Genomic DNA, 17,982 nt, shown 5'->3' with positions numbered 1-17,982 from the left:
TAATGATGTACATCATTAGCTCATTGATTACAATAGTTATTGTGTACATAAACTATTAACAAACCATTTATTAAACTAGTAACTCTGAATCGCCCGTTACTTGCTTAGTTTAAATGTAAACTGATTTTCTGAATCCTTTTCTGATACTATTAATACTTCATATTGAGTGGTTTCATCGTTTATAATAAGTGCCGCTTCGTAAGTCACTCCTACCTTTAACTTTCCAGTAATAGTTCCTTCCGAGTCTGTTGACCCTAATTGTATTCCTTGCTCAGAGTCGCTACTTTTATCTAAAAGTGAAACTTCTATATTCTGAACCGGTTTGTTACAAGTATCCACAACAGTTATTGTAACATTGGTTTTAATTTGTGATTCCTGTTGGCAACCTACAAGTAAAAATATTAAAAATACAGCTAGTATTTTCTTCATCTATCTTTCCAATCATTAATGAATACATTCAGCACTTGCTGCTGATCGTTTAACTTAGCTAATCTTATTTTCATAAACTTTCCATTAAACTTACCCATAAGATATCTTCTCCAAATAAATCATCTGGTTGAGTAGTCTTTTTCATCTTCCTAAAGTTAATAATTTTAAAATCATTAGAAAATACTTCTTTTAATCGTTTTTCCGTATACCCTATTCCTCTTTTTAAGCTACCTTCTTTATAAACTTCCCAATCAGATGTATCCAGAGCACCATCGGTATTGAAGCAAACAATACCGAAATACCCATCTTTTTTTAATGCTCTCTTAATTATTTCTAGATATGTTAAACGACGATGAGGTGCTAAATGATGAAACAAACCACAATCATAAATAAAATCATATGAGTGTGGCTTAAAACCAAAATCAAAAAGGGATAAACAATGGAAATTTATATCTACTTCTTCTTCCTCTGCTCTCTCTTTCGCCCATTCAATCGCATTTTCAGCTATATCCAAAGCATCTACCTTGCAACCTTGTTTAGCCATATAAACAGCATTTCTCCCAGGTCCACACCCCAATTCCAATACTCGTTTAGGAGCAAGTCCCTTTTCAAAATACTCTACTAAATTCTCATCAGGTCCTTTTACCTTGAAGAAAGGAATTTCTTTATTTCTATCGATGTAAAAATTCTCCCAAAATTCCTTCGGTTCTCTTAAGAAATGATCTAACATTTCAAGTAAATCTTCATAATTTAAAATCGGTTTATCCAATAAAAACGCCTCCCCATTTAATGAAAAATTCCTCTTTTATATTTTACTAAAAATTCCCACATTTACTAGTTACAACAACTTTAATATACTGTTATTTCGATTGAGAGAAATCATGAAAAGGCATACTTATATTGGCTTTAAAGGTCAGTATTAAACTTTCTTAACGTTGTTAAAAAAAAGGGAAACGTCTTGATAATGGGCTTAGCGTTGTAACAGCATAATTACAACGCTAAGGAAAAGTCACCCATTAAAAAAGCCGATTTCTATCTCAAGGAATCGACTTTTTTAGTTATTCTTATTCAACTAAAGCCCCGTAGCTGAAGAACATACCCCATCCGATTTATAAATTAAATTTTTCTTTGATGATTTTCGCTACTTCTGCCGTACTCAAGTTTGTATTGTTTATTTTGATATAGTTTGAATAATTAATCTCACATTCTAAAGAATTCAATCTGTATTTTTCCATTGACTTCTTCAAGTCAGCTTCAGACCATTCAATATCCCTTTTCGATTGCTTATGCTCAAGTCTATTAAAACTTTTATTTCGCTCAAGCCTTTCTTCTAAATCAGCCTCAAGCTCCACATAGTAAACAGTACCTCCTCTGGACTCGAATAACTGAGAGACTTGATTAACATAATCCCAGCCAGCTTGCAGGTTAAATGCCCAAACATAAGTAAAAATCATCCCATACAAATCACTCTTTGATACTTCTTCAAATATCTCCTGACGAAACAAACTTACTAATCTTTTTCCTTCTTTCGTGCCATAATCAAAAAAATGACCAACCAAATCAATCGTCATATGGTTATGAAAAAGTTTCAAATCCGTCATCTTAGCTAATTCCTGCCCAACAGTCATTTTCCCTACTGCTTGGGGTCCAAATATAAGAATAAATTTCATAAACTTCCTCCGATAAACGATTTTTCCTAATGATTCTTTATTTATTCGTTATTTTCTTCTTCAACTAACCTGCCCCTTTAGTTCAAGAAGAACTGACAAGATCACGATGAATGCTCTTCAAATAACTTTATTAATTTTTAGCTATGTTAAATGATAATGTTGATATTATAAAATATACAAGGGAACTCCATATTCGCTCGGAGTTCCCTTATTCCGTATAAGTTCAAGAAGATTAAATAACTCATCAACTTTCTAACCAGAATGTAAATTATATTACTTTTACAGACTGATAATCTTGTTAAGAAATGTATGTAAAGTTTTAGTATATAAATCTGGTTGTTCCCTATGTACCAAGTGACCAGAAAAAGGAATAACAGATATATTAATATTATAATTTAATTGCTTGTAGGTTATAGCGGCGGAAACTTCTATTTCTTGCTTTTCGCCAACAATACATAATGTTGGGATTTTGATATCTGATACATCACCTGTTTTATCAAAGGGGTAGAAATCTTCACCATTGAAAGATTGAAATAACAATTTCCAATCATTTTCTCCGTGAATTTCGTTTAAGAATGATACGGCTTCTTCGTTATTAAACAATTGTTCATAGGATGCAGCTTCCTCTCTTGAAAGTTCTGTCCAATTATCAGGCTCTACTGGAAATATCCCAGAAAAGCTGAGAGACTTAACCTTATTAGGATATACTTTAGCAAAAAGCAAAGCAGCGATTCCACCTTTTGAAACTCCTGCAATATGACATTGTTCAATATTCAGAAATTCCAAGGTATCATTTAAATCTTTGACACAACGACTAAAGTAATTATCGATTTCTCCAACAGACTTTCCGTGTCCTCTTAAATCAGGTCTAATTACTTTAAAGTTCCTAGCTGAAAAGTATTCACTTTGTTCCTGATACTCGGTCAAGCCAGTCATTCCTCCAGAGTGAATGAGAACTAAGGGTTCACCTTCACCTGTAATATTTGTATGTAAAATCATATAATCCCCCCACCTCTTTGTTTAATTAATATGTCCTATAACTAAATACGCTCGTTACCCATTTGGAAAATTCTGATAAAATAATTTTATCATAGGTAGCATCCGTTAAAAACAAACAACTTTCAACAATTATCTTACTAACCGTCGTGTCGTCATTTCGATGTTTAATTTGGTCTAGAAATTGAAACCAACTCCAATAATGGTCGAGTTATTTCGTTGCCACGCCATTAAACTGATTTATCCAGCAAACTTCAAACGACTGTGATAACTATTCACATTTTGGATATGATAAACGCCTCGGACACGTTCTTTTCCATCAGATTTAAACCTATAGTGCTCAAGGTCTTTTTCTTTTGCGTAAGTCATAAATGCCCGCCAAGCATCGGTACATAGAACATTTGCAGGAGACAGTTTAGTGCCAATTGCCTCTTCCAGTCGGGATTTTGATATTCGACCCTGACCAACGACCTTCGAATACATTGCGTACCGTGAAGAGGATTATTCGTTAGGTCAGTAAATATCTTAGCGGTTCGTTGGCGTACAATTGTACGAGTACCCATTTTCACGTTGTATGTTCCGAACCGAACTGCGTTATTGGAATGGCAATGAGAACAAGTGAATCCGTCTTTATGCTTCCGCTCTGAAACCTCTTTATATATAGGCTCACTAGCGGTATAGGAAGCTAAGGATTTAACAAAGAACTCTTTCAGGCGGTATTGGTCTGCTATACTTAACTTTTGGATTTCTAGCATGATGTGCTTCAATGCCATTCTAAACAACTCGCTCTCGTCTTATTTTACGCTCACTATAGAACAAACGTTCTTTTTATTCAAATATCAACAGAGTTATTTGACAGAGCTATTTTTTAAATAACATTATTATTTGTGAACAGATAGCTTAGTCCTTTTTGAATTAGACTTCTCAACAGTTACATACTTTATTAAGTTTTATTGTAAATCTACTGTATACTGAGTCTTGTCTCTCATACTCCAATTATAGGTGTAATATTACAAGCTAAACTTAATTTCTTCTCTCTCCTATGTACAACAAAAAATAAACCCTTCCGAAAATCCACCCCTCCATCTCACATTCCACTGTTCCAGTTAAAATAAAGATTTCCGACTGAACCCCCATTTCGACCAATTTCCGATTCGGAAATGACCGTTTTTCCACCTTTTATCCCGTGTTTTTCACGTTTTTTTGGGAGTTAAAATAGAAATCTCCGATAAGGGAGAGAAGAATAAAGCGGAGAAAAGAATTGGGGGAATAAGAAAAAACATTGAGAAAAGATTGAATGAGACCTTCGGTCTCTTATTGAATAAACACCTGAGTGAAATATTGAAAAAAGCCTGAAATGGTAAGGGTTCAAACATGATTAAGCTAAAATAAAACTATTGAAAAATTATTGATTTTATATTGAATTAAACCAGAAAAAATCCCGGGTTCCTAATGAGGAAAAACCGGGATAATATTGAATCAGAACTTGAAATCGGAAATGTTTATTTTAACTAAAATCGGTTCCGAATCGGAAATGTTTATTTTTACTGGGAAGAGTTTAATATATTATTACAATACCCAAGTTAGTTTAGCTACTGCTTCCACGTGCGTCGTCTGCGGAAACATATCCACCGGCTGCACCTCTACAGTCCGATACCCACCATCCTCAAGCACCCTTAAATCACGCGCCAATGTCCCAGGATTACATGACACATAAACAACCTTCTTCGGCTTCATGTCGATGATGGTTTGCAACAGTGCTTCGTCACAGCCTTTTCTTGGCGGGTCGACGACGAGGACGTCTGCTTTGTGTCCTTTTTCGTACCAGGCTGGGATGACTTCTTCTGCTTTTCCGACGGCGAAGTTTGCGTTGGTTATGTTGTTGAGTTCGGCGTTGCGTTTGGCGTCTTCAATGGCTTCGGGAACGATTTCGACGCCGAAGACGGATTTGGCTTTTTGGGCAAGGAAGAGTGAGATGGTACCGATGCCACAGTAGGCGTCGATGACTTCTTCTTTGCCTGTGAGTGCTGCGTATTCTAGAGCTTTGTCGTAAAGGACTTTTGTTTGTTCTGGGTTGACTTGGTAGAAGGATCTTGCTGAGATGGCGAAGCGCACATCGCCAATATAGTCATAGATGACTTCTTGCCCCCAGAGTACACGGGTTTCGTCGCCCATGATGACATTTGTTTTCTTAGGGTTAACGTTTTGAACGATAGATTTGACGCCTGCAATATTCTCTGTGATGTCTGCGATGATTTTCTTTCTATTCGGTAGATCCTTCGCTTTTGTGACAAGGACAATCATGACATCCCCCGTAACTAAACCGTAGCGGGCCATGATATGACGAAGATCGCCTTTATGGCGCTGCTCATCGTATGCACGTACGCCATTTTTGTTGCAGATCTCTTTGACTTTTTGAATAACCTCATCATTTTTTTCTTGCTGAATAAGGCAAGATTTCATATCAATGATTTGGTGGGAGCGTTGTTGATAGAATCCACCTATTAACCCGCCTTCATGTTCACCTATTGGTACTTGGGATTTATTGCGGTAACGCCACGGATTGCTCATGCCAATGGTGGGATGAACAGTGACGTTTTCAAGCTTGCCTATTCTTGTGAGCACATCACGGACTTGTTTTTGCTTGGCTAGTAGCTGGCCCTCGTAGCTTAAATGCTGGAGCTGGCAGCCGCCACATTCCTTATAAATGGGGCATGGGGCCGTGACACGATAAGGGCTTTCTTCGTAGGTTTCGATTAGTTTGCCGAAGCCATAGCCTTTGCTTGTTTTAAGCACCTTAATTTGTGCTTTTTCACCTGGAAGGGCATTGGGGACAAATAGTGGATAACCGTCGACCTTTGCCACGCCCGCTCCTTCATGGGTTAAATCTTCAAAAGTAACATCTATATAATCGTTTTTCTTAACAGGTAATGTTTGCTTCATTTCATTCTTCCTCTTCTCTTAAAATCCGTGCAAATCGCTAGTCAGATTGTAACATAAAAACAACCGCAATACGAAAGGAGGTTTCTTCCTCAATTTTAAATAAAAAAGCCATGCATTACGCATGACTAGTGATGTTTGCTTCAAACCGATCCTCCACCTCAAGAACAAACCCGTGAAAATACTTCTCAAAATAAGGGTGGCGATGAATCCCTTCCGCGTCAGTGATAAACTGGAAGGTCGCATGTGGATGAACGAGCTTCTCCTCAAGTGCTTTCGTTGCTTCTATTGTATTAGGTACCATTTCTCTTAGGATATTTGGATATTCGTCTCCTTCTTTTTCACCTACGTACCAGTAGATATGTTTCTCATCCGTGATGGCTGGTTGTTTTTGCAAGAATGATAGAAAGTCAGGGTACCATAGAGAAGCCGATAGTAAGAAATAATAGTCGAAATCCTCACGTCTTGTTAATAAAGAGTAAAGGGAGACGAGCGCCCCGAACGATGCTCCTGCGATGCCTACATGCTTCGGTTCTATTGATAGATGAAATTCTTTATGTAAAAAAGGCAACAGCTCATCTTTAACCATCGTTAAATATGTATCTGCCTCACCTTCATAGGCATAGTCATCTACTTTTGCATACCAAGGAGTGTATTCTCTATTACGATCTATCGGGTCAACACCTACAAAGGCAATATGCTTCAGCGGGTGTTGCTCGAAGTACTCAAACAAATAAGAGCCATCTTGAACAATAATCGTCAGTTGCGGTGTTTCATTTTCTGGTAAAAGAATCGACAAGTTATATTCTTTCCATTGCCATTTTTTCATGGTTTCCTCACCTTCCCTTTTTTTCAAAAAAAGCTACTGAAGGCTCAATCACGACAGTAGCTTTTATTCATTCTTAATCTTGATAATCAGGGCGATCTTGTTTACGTATTTGATTGAGTGGTACAAATACATCCAAATGACGATACAAGTTCACAAATTCAGCTGGGGTGTCCCCGCCGTATTCACCGTCAAGGTTCAACATAACCGGATCTTTTGAATATACTTTTATTCTGTTCGCTTTTGCATAGATGACATGTGGATCATTGACATGCTCACCTCGTAAGGCAAGTGAGGCAATGCGAATAAACTCAGCTAAATTGGTTTTCTTCAAAATCAACAAGGTGAACATTCCATCATTAATGGAGGCATCTGGGGCTAATTTTTCAAAACCGCCGACAGAGTTTGTTAAAGCGACCAGGAATAACATCGCTTCTCCTTCAAAAATTTTGCCATCGAATTCAATCGTGACATCAGCCGGTTTAATACTTGGAAGCATTTCTATTCCTTTTAAATAGTAGGCAAGTTGACCAATCATCGTTTTTAGCTTGCTTGGCACTTCATATGTGAGCTCTGTAATACGACCGCCACCAGCAATATTAATAAAATACTTTTTATCCATTCGGCCAATATCAACAGGTATTTTCTCGCCTTTGACAATAATATCCGCTGCTGCTTCTACATCACGTGGAATGTGCAGTGCACGAGCAAAATCATTCGTTGTCCCTGTCGGAATAATACCCAGTTGCGGTCGGAATTCCTGCTCTGCGAGTCCATTGACGACTTCATTAATCGTGCCATCTCCACCGGCAGCTACGACAAGGTCATACTTTCTCTCAACAGCAAGTCTTGCAGCCTTTGTCGCATCACCTTCACAAGTTGTCGCGTGACAAGAGGTTTCATATCCTGCGCGTTCGAATTTCTCTAATACTTCTGCAAGATGCCTTTTAAAAATTTCACGACCAGAAGTTGGATTATATATAATTCTCGCTCTTTTCATTACCCATCATCCTATAAAATAAAATAAGTGCTTATATATGTTTTTACTGTTCTTTATACTGTAATGAGCCATTGGTTCCATCATTTTACATCATACATTGTCCACAATCAGATAGCAATATTTAACCATTTCCTCTAGCCCAATCCTATTCTAATTAATCTCGACCGTTTAGACAAGTTTCATACCTATCTATTTCATTATTTAAGGAATATTCAGATTCCCACATTTCCCTTTTCTTTTATATTATAATCAACACAGAAGCGAATGTGCGAAAGAGGAGTGACACCATCGTGACCATACATAACTGGCGTAAATCATTACTATTAATTGTTATTATACTATTCACCGTTACACTAACTGCATGTGCCACTGAAACAACAACTGAAGAACAGACAACATTTTCACCAACCTTAACAGCTCACTTTATAGATGTAGATCAGGGAGAGGCGACATTATTACAAGGTGAAGATTTTACGATTTTAATAGATAGTGGGAGACATGATGGCGATGAAGTTGTACCCTATTTACAATCAGTTGGGGTAAAAGAAATTGACTTACTCGTTGGCTCTCATCCCCATGCTGATCATATTGGACAAATGCCTGAAGTAATTGACTCTTTTCCTGTCAAAGAAGTGTGGATGAGCGGAGCAGAAACAACGTCGAGAGTATATGAAGACGCATTAGATGCCATTATCGAAAGTGAAGCAGCTTACCATATACCAAGAGCAGGCGAATCATTTACAATTGGTTCAGCACAGATCGATATTCTTCACCCATCATCTGTTGATGAAGATTTGAATAATAGCTCGATTGGGATGAAGGTCACTTATAAAGAACAATCGTTTCTCTTCACAGGCGATGCGGAAACATCAGCCGAAAATGAGATGCTCGCCTCAGGCAACATAGAAGCAGATATTTTTAAGATCGCACATCATGGTTCAGATACATCTAATAGCGAGGCATTTATAGAAGCAATCCATCCTGAAATCGCTATTTACTCTGCTGGTGCAGACAACTCTTACGGTCACCCAAATCAAGAAGTATTGAACCGCCTTCAGCAAATGAATATAGACGTGTACGGCACAATCGAAAATGGGACGGTTATCATTCAAACAGATGGCCATGACTACCTCTCCATAAATGGGGTAAAAGAGAAAAAAGATAACAAAGCGAACGAGGAAGTTGTCATTGAAAGCTGTCCTGCAGATCATATTATGATTAATGAAGCGAATGCTGAAACCTTGCAACAAATCCATGAAATTGGCCCAGATCGTGCCGAGGAAATCATCGAGAAAAGACCTTTCACTTCCTATGATGACCTGCAACGCATTGCTGGTATTGGTCCAGCCAAAGCAAAAGAAATTGAAGATCAATCTATAATTTGTTTCTAAGAGGAGTGGAGTCGAGTGAATAAAGCTGTTATAGATAGAATGGAAGAAAGCAAAGCTGTGCTCCTAGTCGGTGATGATCAAGTGGAAAAAATAATTTCGGCTCATTTCCTACCACCTGACGCAGCCGAAGGTACGTGGCTTCTTATTACAATGAAGGAAGACGAAATAACTGAAATCATCATCGATCACGAGGCAACAAAAGCTGCCAAAGAAAGAATCAAGCAAAAACAAGCGAAGTTATTAAATAGAGGCAGCCGCTTTAAACAAGACTAATCAACACTGCGAAAAAGCACATCAACATTTTCATTTTACTAGATTGATGTGCTTTTTTTTTCGTATACGCCCTCTAGTCATCCTCACGGGTGATAAATAAATGGGACAATGATGAGAAAGATGGCTATCATCGTGATTGTTTTCGTCAGAGACTTTGATAGCTTCTCTCTTCCTTCCCCTTTATACCAACCAGAAAATTGCCATTTATTCCGATAGAGCACAAATAATAGAAGTAAAATACCAAGAAAGCCCATCCAAGGTTGCGTAACCGTTTCTCCTCCTATTGTATAGACACCCGCTAACGCCGCACTTCCTAACCAACCTACTACTAAGAAGATAGCAATAATTCTTACAAGTTCAAAGACAATCGTCATTGTTTTGTCACTCCTTTTTATAAACAACTTCAAAGTCTTCACATACGACGAGAATTTTTTCGTGAAAGTCTTTCCCTAAAGGTGCTAGCTCTCGTTTAAAAAAGGCTTCATGTACCTCTCTCCAATAAGCTAGCGAACAATCACCCTCCCCTTCATTAAATGCATGATTCTCTGTTACCTCGTCAAAAGGCACGACCGTCACATTTGTCGTTTTAACAATCACTTTCGGCAACCCTTTGCCATCAAGAATGATATTCAACTGTCCGACTTGCGGCAAATCTTCATTTTCTAACTCGTATAAAAGGTAATTGGATGCTGTTGCTGTTTTCTTCCCTTCTGCAACTAGTTCCACCAAGGCATCCGCCATTTCTTCACTATCACCGAAAGCCCATGCTGCATAAGTATCTGGTGCTTCTGAGTGTTGCTGTCGATATTGCTGCCATATTTTATCTATTGCTGTCTGACTCATCTTTTATTCTCCTATTCACTTCTTCTATTTTTGTTGCGTGGTTTCCTCTTTGCTTAAAGTGCCATCGATGATTTTATCAAGCATCCATCCTGACTGTCTCAAGCATATGGATATGCGCCTCTCCTCTTCTCCATATAATCAGCTGCCGCATACTGTGACGCTCCATTTCGATGAATTTCAGCTAGCAGGACCGAGTAGTATCATCCAGTGGATTGAAAATGGTGCGACCTCACGTATAGGACAACACTCCGATTGTAAAAGAGGTACAGCGATTAAACAATGCCTTCGTTATCTCTGTTTTCCCTCCACCAGAAACGGCTGCAATTGCAATAATGAAGCTGTCTTTCTCTTTTATAAACGTCTGAGATTCCACCTTTTCTGATTCATCTCTCCTATATTCTTATGTCGATTATTTTCTATCTTATAAAAATAAGTGATTTCAAAAGCGAAATAACCCATCAGCAGTCCCCCACCCATTGCCGAATAGACTCCATTAAAAATGAAAAGAGGAATAAAAGCAAAAGAACTAGTCAAGGTAGCTATCGTTAGCGGTTTCATAGAGTCACTCCTTTTATATATAGACTTTCCTTTACTGGGTTAGCAATCATTTAATACTACTTTAAAAATACCAATTTTTTCACTTTTTTAAACATATGCCAAGAAAATTCTTTTATTATCACTAACCAAGTTGAATTACCGACCAAATTTCAGTAATAAAGAATCAATTATATGGATAAAATCACACGAAAAAAGTTAGTTGGACAACTTTTTTTCACCAAGAAAATCAGCAATTATTGATAAAAATCAATATAGTTAAGTTTTCATCAGATGCGGCTTTCACCTTTTTCTTTTAGAAAAACAACAAAATGACTGACTTTACGAAATGGCTTCAACTTTACATTTTTCCAAAAAGATAAGAAAGTAAAAAAAGCGTAAAAACAAGTAAAGAATTTACAAAGAATATTATCAGAATATTAATATAATTAGATGATTGAAACAATTTATTTGTACCATACTTTAGGGGGGATAGGATTGAGGAGAAAAATAAAAGAGCTGGGTTTATTATTATTCATTTTAGTAGTCATTTCAGGATGTTCAACAAGTAACAATGTTACTTTAGAAAGCAATGATTCTAAAAACGGGAACGGTAATGAAGGAACACTTATTATTGCCAGGCAATCAGACGTGGATAACTTAGATCACCACTTTATGTCGACTATTAATGCAGCCAGTGTGACTCATGGAAAGGTTTATGAAGGATTAGTTGCTAGAGATAAAAATGAAAATATTGTTCCTCTATTAGCTGAAAGTTGGGAACAGGTAAATGATACGACATGGGAGTTTCATTTGCAACATGGAGTAACCTTTCATGATGGGACACCCTTTAATGCTGATGCCGTTAAGGAGACATTTGAAAGGGTGTTAGACCCTGACCTAGGTGCCCCAAAAGCTTCTGCCTTTGAAATGGTCGAAGAGATAAAAGTTTTAGATGATTATACTGTACAATTCATACTTTCCGAACCATTCTCTCCTTTACTATCGATTTTAGCAAGCCATGAAGGAGGAATTATTAATCCAAAAACGATCGAAAAATATAAAGGAGAGGTCATAAAAGAACCTAATGGGACTGGACCATTTACATTTGAGTCATGGACACCCGGTCAAGCAATTATATTGAATAAGAATCAAAACTATTGGAGAAATCCCCCACATATCGACCGAGTCGAATTTAAAGTAGTGCCTGAAGAAACAACAAGAGTTTCTATGATTGAAACGGGTGAAGCACATATTGCAGAACCTCTTTCTATCCATATGATTGAAACGGTTGAAACATCAAAGAAAGGGAATGTGTACCGTAGCGAGGGCTTTGGTACAGAATATCTTGGTTTTAATATGCAGGCACTACCTTTTAATGATGTTCAAGTGAGAAAAGCTATATCACATGCCATTGAGATGGATGCAATCATTGATGGAGCTTTTAATAAAATTGGACATAGAGCCAATTCATTAATGGGGTCAAAAGTGTTCGGATATCATGAGGACTTAAAAGCTTATGAATATAATCTAAACGAAGCGAAGAGATTACTGAGCGCTGCTGGTTACGCAAATGGCTTTGAAGCTACATTACTCACAATGGATAACAAAGAAAGAATAAATCTTGCAGAAATATTACAATCGCAACTAATGGGAATTGGAATCAAACTTAACATTCAGGTTCTTGAGTATGGTTCATTTGTGGAGCAAGTGAATAAAGGAGATTCGCAATTATTTCTCATTAGTTGGAGGAATGCAACAGGTGATGCTGATTATAATCAATATAATCTTTTTCATTCAAGCTCACACGGTGCCACAGGCAATACGCTCTTTTATAGCAATAATGAAGTCGATGAGTTAATTGAATTAGCGAGAGCTGAGACCGATCAAGAGAAGCGCCTGGAACTTTATGCAAAAGCACAAGAAATAGAAATGGAAGACGCTGCTTATGTGCCTGTAAGAGTGATAGAAAACTTAGCGGCCGTTGCGAAGAATGTTGATCATTTTTCTATAAGCGCTGCTGGTTACTTAGAAATCAATGATATTTTAATCAACAAAGATTAATAGGGAGGAAAATATACATTGAATTATCAAACCTATTGGCTTAAAAATGTAAAGATAGAAAGTGGATTTAAATGGGAGAATGGCCAAGCAGTTAGAACTGAGACAGAAACGGTTCACTTATTCATTAGTCATGGGAAGATTGAAAAGATTACGAATACCTTAGCAGATATAACAAATGATTACCCTCTAAAAGACGTAAAAGGCTTATTGTTAATGCCATCCTTTGTTGAAAAACATGTCCATTTAGATAAAACCTATATGGGAGATAAATGGCAGTCTTGTCTTCCCGCATCAAGTGTAATAGAGCGTTGTAATATCGAAAAGAATATTTTAAAATCCCTTCCTTCACAAACTCATGTTAGAGCAGGAAAGCTCCTGAAACAATTACTATCATTTGGATCCACACATGTCAGGACACATGTAGATATCTATCCTGAGGTTGGGCTTAAAAACTTAGAAGAAGTCCAAACGGCCATACAAAATTTCTCCGGTCAGATGAGCGTTGAAAGCGTCGCATTTGCACAACATGGTTTATTAAATAAAGACACGATTAGTTATATGAGGCAAGCAGTTAAGCATGGGGCAGGCATTGTAGGCTCGGTAGACCCAGCTACTGTTGATAATAATATCGAAGCTTCATTAGTACAATTAATGGATATTGCTGTGGAAGGAAATGCTGACATCGATTTACATTTACATGATCCTGGACATCTCGGGACATTTACAATGAAAAGACTTGCCCATCTCACATTAGAAGCTGGGTGGCAAGGTAGAGTTTTCATTAGTCATGCATTTGGATTAGGCGGAGTATCGTTGGATGAAGTAAAAAAAACAGCTGAACTTCTTAAAGCAGCAGATATATCTATAGTCACTAGCTTACCGACCGGGAGAGATATACCACCTGTAGATTTCTTAGACGAATATGGTATACAAGTAGCGATTGGTAACGATAATATTTTTGATTCCTGGTGGCCAACGGGGAATGGGGATATCTTGGAAAGAGCAACAAGATTAATAGAGCGATATAGATGGACAAACGAAATATCTCTATCACAAATATTAAAATATATTACAGGCGGCATTACAACTTTGGATAGAAATGGTCATCAGCAATGGCCAAAAACCGGTGACTCTGCCAATTTCCTATTTATGGATGCATCTTGTAGTGCCGAAGTCATTGCTAGACGTATAAAACCAAACGGTGTTATGTATAAAGGAAACTTAGTTTATGATGAACTATGCAAAGAAGAGCCTGTTAATGATTAATGAGATATAGGCAGAAACTAAATAGTATTTCAGCAAAAGATGTATCCGAATGATTAGGAGAAGAATCTACCTTCTAATTATTCGGATTGTTTTATATCATTGAGAATAGTGGAATCGACAGGAAAACACTCGACACCTACAGGATTAGGACCAGCTCCCTCCCTCCCCTCAGAAAACGAGTATCTGTAGTGCGCTGGAACGAATTTGTTTAGCAACTAAACTATGTTATAAATCATCATTTGCTATTGTTCATTATTTCAGGCTAAGTCATTTAGTTAGCTACTTGCCTTATTCTGCCTACTTCCAAATTTGCCAAAAAAGACTGTATTCATAAATATAAACAAAAGGTATAAAAGTATAGATGAAATGATTCCAACAAAAAATGATAGATTGTATAATGGCTCTAAAGATGAAATAAAATGTCCTGAGAGACTTAATCCCCCTGCCATACACATAGCTAAAATAGCTGATTTGTTTACACCACTAGAGTAATAATGATCTCCTTTATTATGATAGAGCTCCTTTATATCAATTTTCTTTTTATCGATAAGAAAATATTGTGTAATCATGATTCCAATGACAGGACTCAATAATCCACCTACCATGTTTAAGAATGTGAATATACTAGTGGAATTCTCCATCAACTTCCAAGGCATAATAACCATCCCTGCTATGGAAATGATAATAGCTGCACTTTTGGAATTGATTAACTTTGGAAAAAGAGAAATTAGCTGATTAATAGCAGGAATTATATTTCCGGTAATATTAACAGAAAGCGTAGATAAACAAACCGTAATCAGTGATAAACAAACCACTAGCTTACTATCGAACTCACCAATCACATCAAGTATATTCCAAATAGGTTTGCCATAAAGCATTTCTGTACCTTTAATAATTGAAATACTAGCTGCAGCAAATAGGCCATAAGAAACCATTATCCCCAAAAATTGACCGAGCGATTGTTGAATGGTTGTTCTAGCATACCTAGTGTAATCAGAAACACTCAATATAGGCGCCACCCAAGTAGCTAATAAAGCTGACATGCAAGTAATCATAGTAAATATATTTGTAGCAGAGATATTTGTAGCGCCATGCAAAAGGATTGGTTCTACTCCCCCTGCTTGACCAATAATCCAAATACTCATGCCTCCGAATATAAGGAAAACCAATGGAGTAATCACATTGGATAATTTTCCAAGTGCTTTCATTCCTCCAAAAGAAAAGCATAAGTTGATGAACCAAAATACAAGAAATGAAATAAGATGAGTAAGGCTAAGACCAAATAATGTCCATTCACCCCCCAAATTTATATAAGCAGGCCAGAATTGGCCAATTAAAATGGTGATTGCAAGGCTCCCAGCATAAGTTTGAAGCCCAAACCACATAATTCCTGCAATGATTCCTCTCAATACACCTGGTAATAACGCACCTGCACCGCCAAATGATGTTTTAAGAAACATCACAAAGGGAATGCCATATTTATTTCCTGCATGTCCATTGAGCTGTATCAGAATAGTAAGTAGAAACGCTGAGGCGAGAATAACAACCATGACTTCGGTTATAGAAAGTCCTAATGCAAAAAAACCCCCTACCGTTACATAGGAGGGGATATTATGAATAGATCCCATCCATAAAGAGAAAAAATGACTGAAGTTCAAATTTCTTATGGTGGGTTTAGTAGGTTGCAGAGCGAAATCCTCTTCCACTCTATCTACCAGATTAGATTTACCTGGATTCAAGTATAATCCCCCTATTATTTATTAAAATGGTTGTTGAAAATGGTATAAATCCAAACAATACTACATAGGGTACCGGAAATGAAAAAGCTAATCCAAATAGCAGTGAAATTTCCTACAACAGATATAAAAGCATAACCACCTATCATTCCGATTAATGAGGAAAAGGGAATAATCGAATGTATTGGTCCTTTACTTAAGATAATATAGAGCATAGGAATAATTAATGAAGCGTACATATGCCCAAAGAAAAATAATAGTTCTAAAAGAGAAGGAGAAAAAATACTTACGACTACTAATAAAAGTACACAAATAAAGCCTGAAGTTAGATAAGTAAGATTCCATTTATCCCTGTTGGTGAGCGATAAGAAAATCTGTAATATATTTCGCACGATTAATACAGTGGTGGCTTGTAATTCTGAACTAATTGCTGCTGAAATTGCGCTGAAACAAAATAGAATAAACAAAAAAACAAACAGGGTGGTTTGAATTCTATTAATTAGTTCGAATAATAAAGAAGTAATATTATCGTAGCTACCACTATAGATAATAATCATCAATAAAGATGACAAAGCCAATGGAATAGTCATCCATATAAAACCTGCTAAAGTAAAGGTTAACTGGACCTTAGCAGGTTTTAATAAGAAGACTCTTTGCCAAGTCGAACGATCAATAATCACTTGACCAAATCCAATTAATATAGCAGTCATAATAAACAACATAGCATCTGTGTTTTGAAAATATAACAGGTAAGGATGGTATAATTTGATTCCTTCAAATACTGGGTGCACACCATTTTGAATGTAAAAATAAACGGGAATTATGATGACAGCAGCAAATATTAATGTCACATTTACACTAGCTAGCTGATGAATTCTCTGCATCCCACCCATTCCACCAATGAGATAACAAACAAATAAAAATAATAGCATCCCCAAATAAATAGGAATAGGAAAAACAATATGAAGGAGAATAGCCGCCCCCATCGCTTGCACGAATATAGAGTCCAAACTCGTGATTAAGAGGATACAAATCATGTACCAGTAGCCGCTAGGATTGAGTTTCTGACGTAATACATCTCCAATGGTTAAATGGTGGGGGAAAGATTGACGTATCCTCTTTGCTACCATTCCAAAAAGGATCAGGCTTAATGCACCCATAAGAGAATAGCCTATTCCTCCTACCATTCCATACTTTAATAAAGTTTCAGGTGAGGAAAGGATGGTATTCCCCGTTACCCATCTCGCTAATAGGCTCACGATTCCAAAACTAACCCCTAATTTAATTGCTCCACTTATATAAAATTGATAGTCCTGTTTATTCAACGATAGGGCACCTCTAGGCGAAATTCTCTTGGCGTCATTCCAGTTAATTTACGAAACATTTGACTAAAGTAATGTTGACTATTAAAACCGCATTTTTCAGACACTGTATGGATGCTCAAAGTCGGCTGTTCAATTAACATCTTCTTGGCTATGTTTAGACGGTAATCATTTAAATATTCAGAAAAACCCAAACCCACTTCTTCATGAAACTTCCTACTTAAATAAGCTGGATTCATATGACTCTTTGAAGCCAAGTAATTAAGTGTTATTTTCTCACTATATTCTTGTTGTATGATTTGAATCGTTTGAATAATTGATTCTGAATACTGACCTAATTGTTCATATTTATTTAAAACACCTATTAGTTCATCCTCTATGACAGGTTTAGTTATATAATCAACTACACCAAGGCGAATAGATTTTTGAGCATATTCAAAACTTTGAAAAGCGGTAACCATAATAATATCCATTGTATAATTTTGCGCTAATTCACTGGCTAACTCTAGACCAGATTTACCCGGTAGTTGAATATCTAAAAAGGCAAGAGAAATATTGTGTTGCTTGTTGATTTGAACAGCCTGAGACGCATCATTTGCTTTGTAGATCGTCCATTTAGGAAATTGGTTTTTTATCAAATATTCGAGTTGTTCAAGTTCTAGCATTTCGTCATCGACTAATAAAATATTCAT

General features: G+C 36.8%; 17 protein-coding genes and 1 pseudogene. 4 read left to right on the top strand and 14 right to left on the bottom strand.

Going from position 1 to position 17,982, the window contains the following annotated elements:
• Positions 1-96: 96 nt before the first annotated feature.
• The 8 genes and pseudogenes from LG276_RS03910 to LG276_RS03875 form a co-directional block, all read right to left on the bottom strand.
• Complete coding sequence (locus LG276_RS03910; RefSeq protein ID WP_251162817.1) at positions 97-429, bottom strand: DUF2606 family protein; 333 nt, start codon at positions 427-429, stop codon at positions 97-99.
• Between the two features lie 70 nt (positions 430-499).
• Positions 500-1,198, bottom strand: coding sequence for a bifunctional 2-polyprenyl-6-hydroxyphenol methylase/3-demethylubiquinol 3-O-methyltransferase UbiG (locus LG276_RS03905; RefSeq protein ID WP_251162818.1), 699 nt, complete (start codon positions 1,196-1,198; stop codon positions 500-502).
• Between the two features lie 340 nt (positions 1,199-1,538).
• Positions 1,539-2,099 (bottom strand): AAA family ATPase, encoded by a 561-nt coding sequence (locus tag LG276_RS03900; RefSeq protein ID WP_251162819.1) that lies wholly within the window; start codon positions 2,097-2,099, stop codon positions 1,539-1,541.
• Between the two features lie 279 nt (positions 2,100-2,378).
• Entirely contained in the window at positions 2,379-3,098 is a 720-nt protein-coding gene (locus LG276_RS03895) for an alpha/beta fold hydrolase (protein ID WP_404293602.1), read from the bottom strand.
• A 25-nt stretch (positions 3,099-3,123) separates the two neighbouring features.
• Positions 3,124-3,868 (bottom strand): annotated as a pseudogene (locus tag LG276_RS03890) (IS1595 family transposase).
• Between the two features lie 796 nt (positions 3,869-4,664).
• A complete protein-coding gene (rlmD, locus tag LG276_RS03885) occupies positions 4,665-6,038 on the bottom strand; it encodes a 23S rRNA (uracil(1939)-C(5))-methyltransferase RlmD (protein ID WP_251162821.1) in 1,374 nt (457 codons plus the stop codon).
• 115 nt (positions 6,039-6,153) lie between these two features.
• Positions 6,154-6,864, bottom strand: coding sequence for an alpha/beta hydrolase (locus LG276_RS03880; RefSeq protein ID WP_251162822.1), 711 nt, complete (start codon positions 6,862-6,864; stop codon positions 6,154-6,156).
• Positions 6,865-6,937: 73 nt separating this feature from the next.
• Positions 6,938-7,861, bottom strand: coding sequence for a diacylglycerol kinase (locus LG276_RS03875; RefSeq protein WP_095370585.1), 924 nt, complete (start codon positions 7,859-7,861; stop codon positions 6,938-6,940).
• A 290-nt stretch (positions 7,862-8,151) separates the two neighbouring features.
• Between LG276_RS03875 and LG276_RS03870 the strand changes: the two genes are divergently transcribed.
• Together LG276_RS03870 and LG276_RS03865 are read left to right on the top strand one after the other, a co-directional pair.
• Positions 8,152-9,252, top strand: a complete 1,101-nt coding sequence (locus LG276_RS03870; protein ID WP_251162823.1) for an MBL fold metallo-hydrolase — start codon at positions 8,152-8,154, stop codon at positions 9,250-9,252.
• 15 nt (positions 9,253-9,267) lie between these two features.
• On the top strand, positions 9,268-9,525 hold the full coding sequence (locus LG276_RS03865; RefSeq protein ID WP_251162824.1) for a DUF3006 domain-containing protein: 258 nt from the start codon (positions 9,268-9,270) through the stop codon (positions 9,523-9,525).
• Positions 9,526-9,608: 83 nt separating this feature from the next.
• Here the strand turns inward: LG276_RS03865 and LG276_RS03860 are convergent, their stop codons facing one another.
• The 3 genes from LG276_RS03860 to LG276_RS03850 all read right to left on the bottom strand — a co-directional run bounded on the left by LG276_RS03860 (position 9,609) and on the right by LG276_RS03850 (position 10,741).
• On the bottom strand, positions 9,609-9,899 hold the full coding sequence (locus LG276_RS03860; protein ID WP_251162825.1) for a hypothetical protein: 291 nt from the start codon (positions 9,897-9,899) through the stop codon (positions 9,609-9,611).
• A 7-nt stretch (positions 9,900-9,906) separates the two neighbouring features.
• Entirely contained in the window at positions 9,907-10,368 is a 462-nt protein-coding gene (locus LG276_RS03855) for an ASCH domain-containing protein (RefSeq protein WP_251162826.1), read from the bottom strand.
• A gap of 229 nt (positions 10,369-10,597) precedes the next feature.
• A complete protein-coding gene (locus tag LG276_RS03850) occupies positions 10,598-10,741 on the bottom strand; it encodes a hypothetical protein (RefSeq protein WP_157733799.1) in 144 nt (47 codons plus the stop codon).
• A gap of 614 nt (positions 10,742-11,355) precedes the next feature.
• Between LG276_RS03850 and LG276_RS03845 the strand changes: the two genes are divergently transcribed.
• Positions 11,356-12,966, top strand: a complete 1,611-nt coding sequence (locus LG276_RS03845; protein WP_285840916.1) for a glutathione ABC transporter substrate-binding protein — start codon at positions 11,356-11,358, stop codon at positions 12,964-12,966.
• Positions 12,967-12,984: 18 nt separating this feature from the next.
• Positions 12,985-14,232: an amidohydrolase gene (locus tag LG276_RS03840; protein ID WP_404293597.1), complete on the top strand. Its 1,248-nt coding sequence runs from the start codon at positions 12,985-12,987 to the stop codon at positions 14,230-14,232.
• A gap of 275 nt (positions 14,233-14,507) precedes the next feature.
• Here LG276_RS03840 and LG276_RS03835 read toward each other — a convergent pair whose 3' ends face one another.
• The 3 genes from LG276_RS03835 to LG276_RS03825 are packed head-to-tail and all read right to left on the bottom strand — an operon-like array spanning position 14,508 to position 17,982.
• Positions 14,508-15,971: a cytosine permease gene (locus LG276_RS03835; RefSeq protein WP_251162828.1), complete on the bottom strand. Its 1,464-nt coding sequence runs from the start codon at positions 15,969-15,971 to the stop codon at positions 14,508-14,510.
• Positions 15,972-15,985: 14 nt separating this feature from the next.
• A complete protein-coding gene (locus tag LG276_RS03830; RefSeq protein WP_404293593.1) occupies positions 15,986-17,293 on the bottom strand; it encodes a hypothetical protein in 1,308 nt (435 codons plus the stop codon).
• Positions 17,290-17,982: a helix-turn-helix domain-containing protein gene (locus LG276_RS03825; protein WP_095370595.1), complete on the bottom strand. Its 693-nt coding sequence runs from the start codon at positions 17,980-17,982 to the stop codon at positions 17,290-17,292. Before LG276_RS03825 ends, LG276_RS03830 begins: the two co-directional genes overlap by 4 nt.

The organism is Cytobacillus kochii, assembly GCF_044790165.1.
Lineage (GTDB): Bacteria > Bacillota > Bacilli > Bacillales > Cytobacillaceae > Cytobacillus > Cytobacillus kochii.
This window is presented reverse-complemented; position numbering and strand designations above follow the sequence as displayed.

Bases quoted from the DNA above. Each gene is read 5' to 3' on its own strand.
- LG276_RS03895 (WP_404293602.1), bottom strand. From the start codon at position 3,098: ATGATTTTACATACAAATATTACAGGTGAAGGTGAACCCTTAGTTCTC.
- LG276_RS03880 (WP_251162822.1), bottom strand. From the start codon at position 6,864: ATGAAAAAATGGCAATGGAAAGAATATAACTTGTCGATTCTTTTACCA.
- rlmD (WP_251162821.1), bottom strand. From the start codon at position 6,038: ATGAAGCAAACATTACCTGTTAAGAAAAACGATTATATAGATGTTACT.
- LG276_RS03910 (WP_251162817.1), bottom strand. From the start codon at position 429: ATGAAGAAAATACTAGCTGTATTTTTAATATTTTTACTTGTAGGTTGC.
- LG276_RS03900 (WP_251162819.1), bottom strand. From the start codon at position 2,099: ATGAAATTTATTCTTATATTTGGACCCCAAGCAGTAGGGAAAATGACT.
- LG276_RS03855 (WP_251162826.1), bottom strand. From the start codon at position 10,368: ATGAGTCAGACAGCAATAGATAAAATATGGCAGCAATATCGACAGCAA.
- LG276_RS03845 (WP_285840916.1), top strand. From the start codon at position 11,356: ATGATTGAAACAATTTATTTGTACCATACTTTAGGGGGGATAGGATTG.
- LG276_RS03825 (WP_095370595.1), bottom strand. From the start codon at position 17,982: ATGAATATTTTATTAGTCGATGACGAAATGCTAGAACTTGAACAACTC.
- LG276_RS03860 (WP_251162825.1), bottom strand. From the start codon at position 9,899: ATGACGATTGTCTTTGAACTTGTAAGAATTATTGCTATCTTCTTAGTA.
- LG276_RS03875 (WP_095370585.1), bottom strand. From the start codon at position 7,861: ATGAAAAGAGCGAGAATTATATATAATCCAACTTCTGGTCGTGAAATT.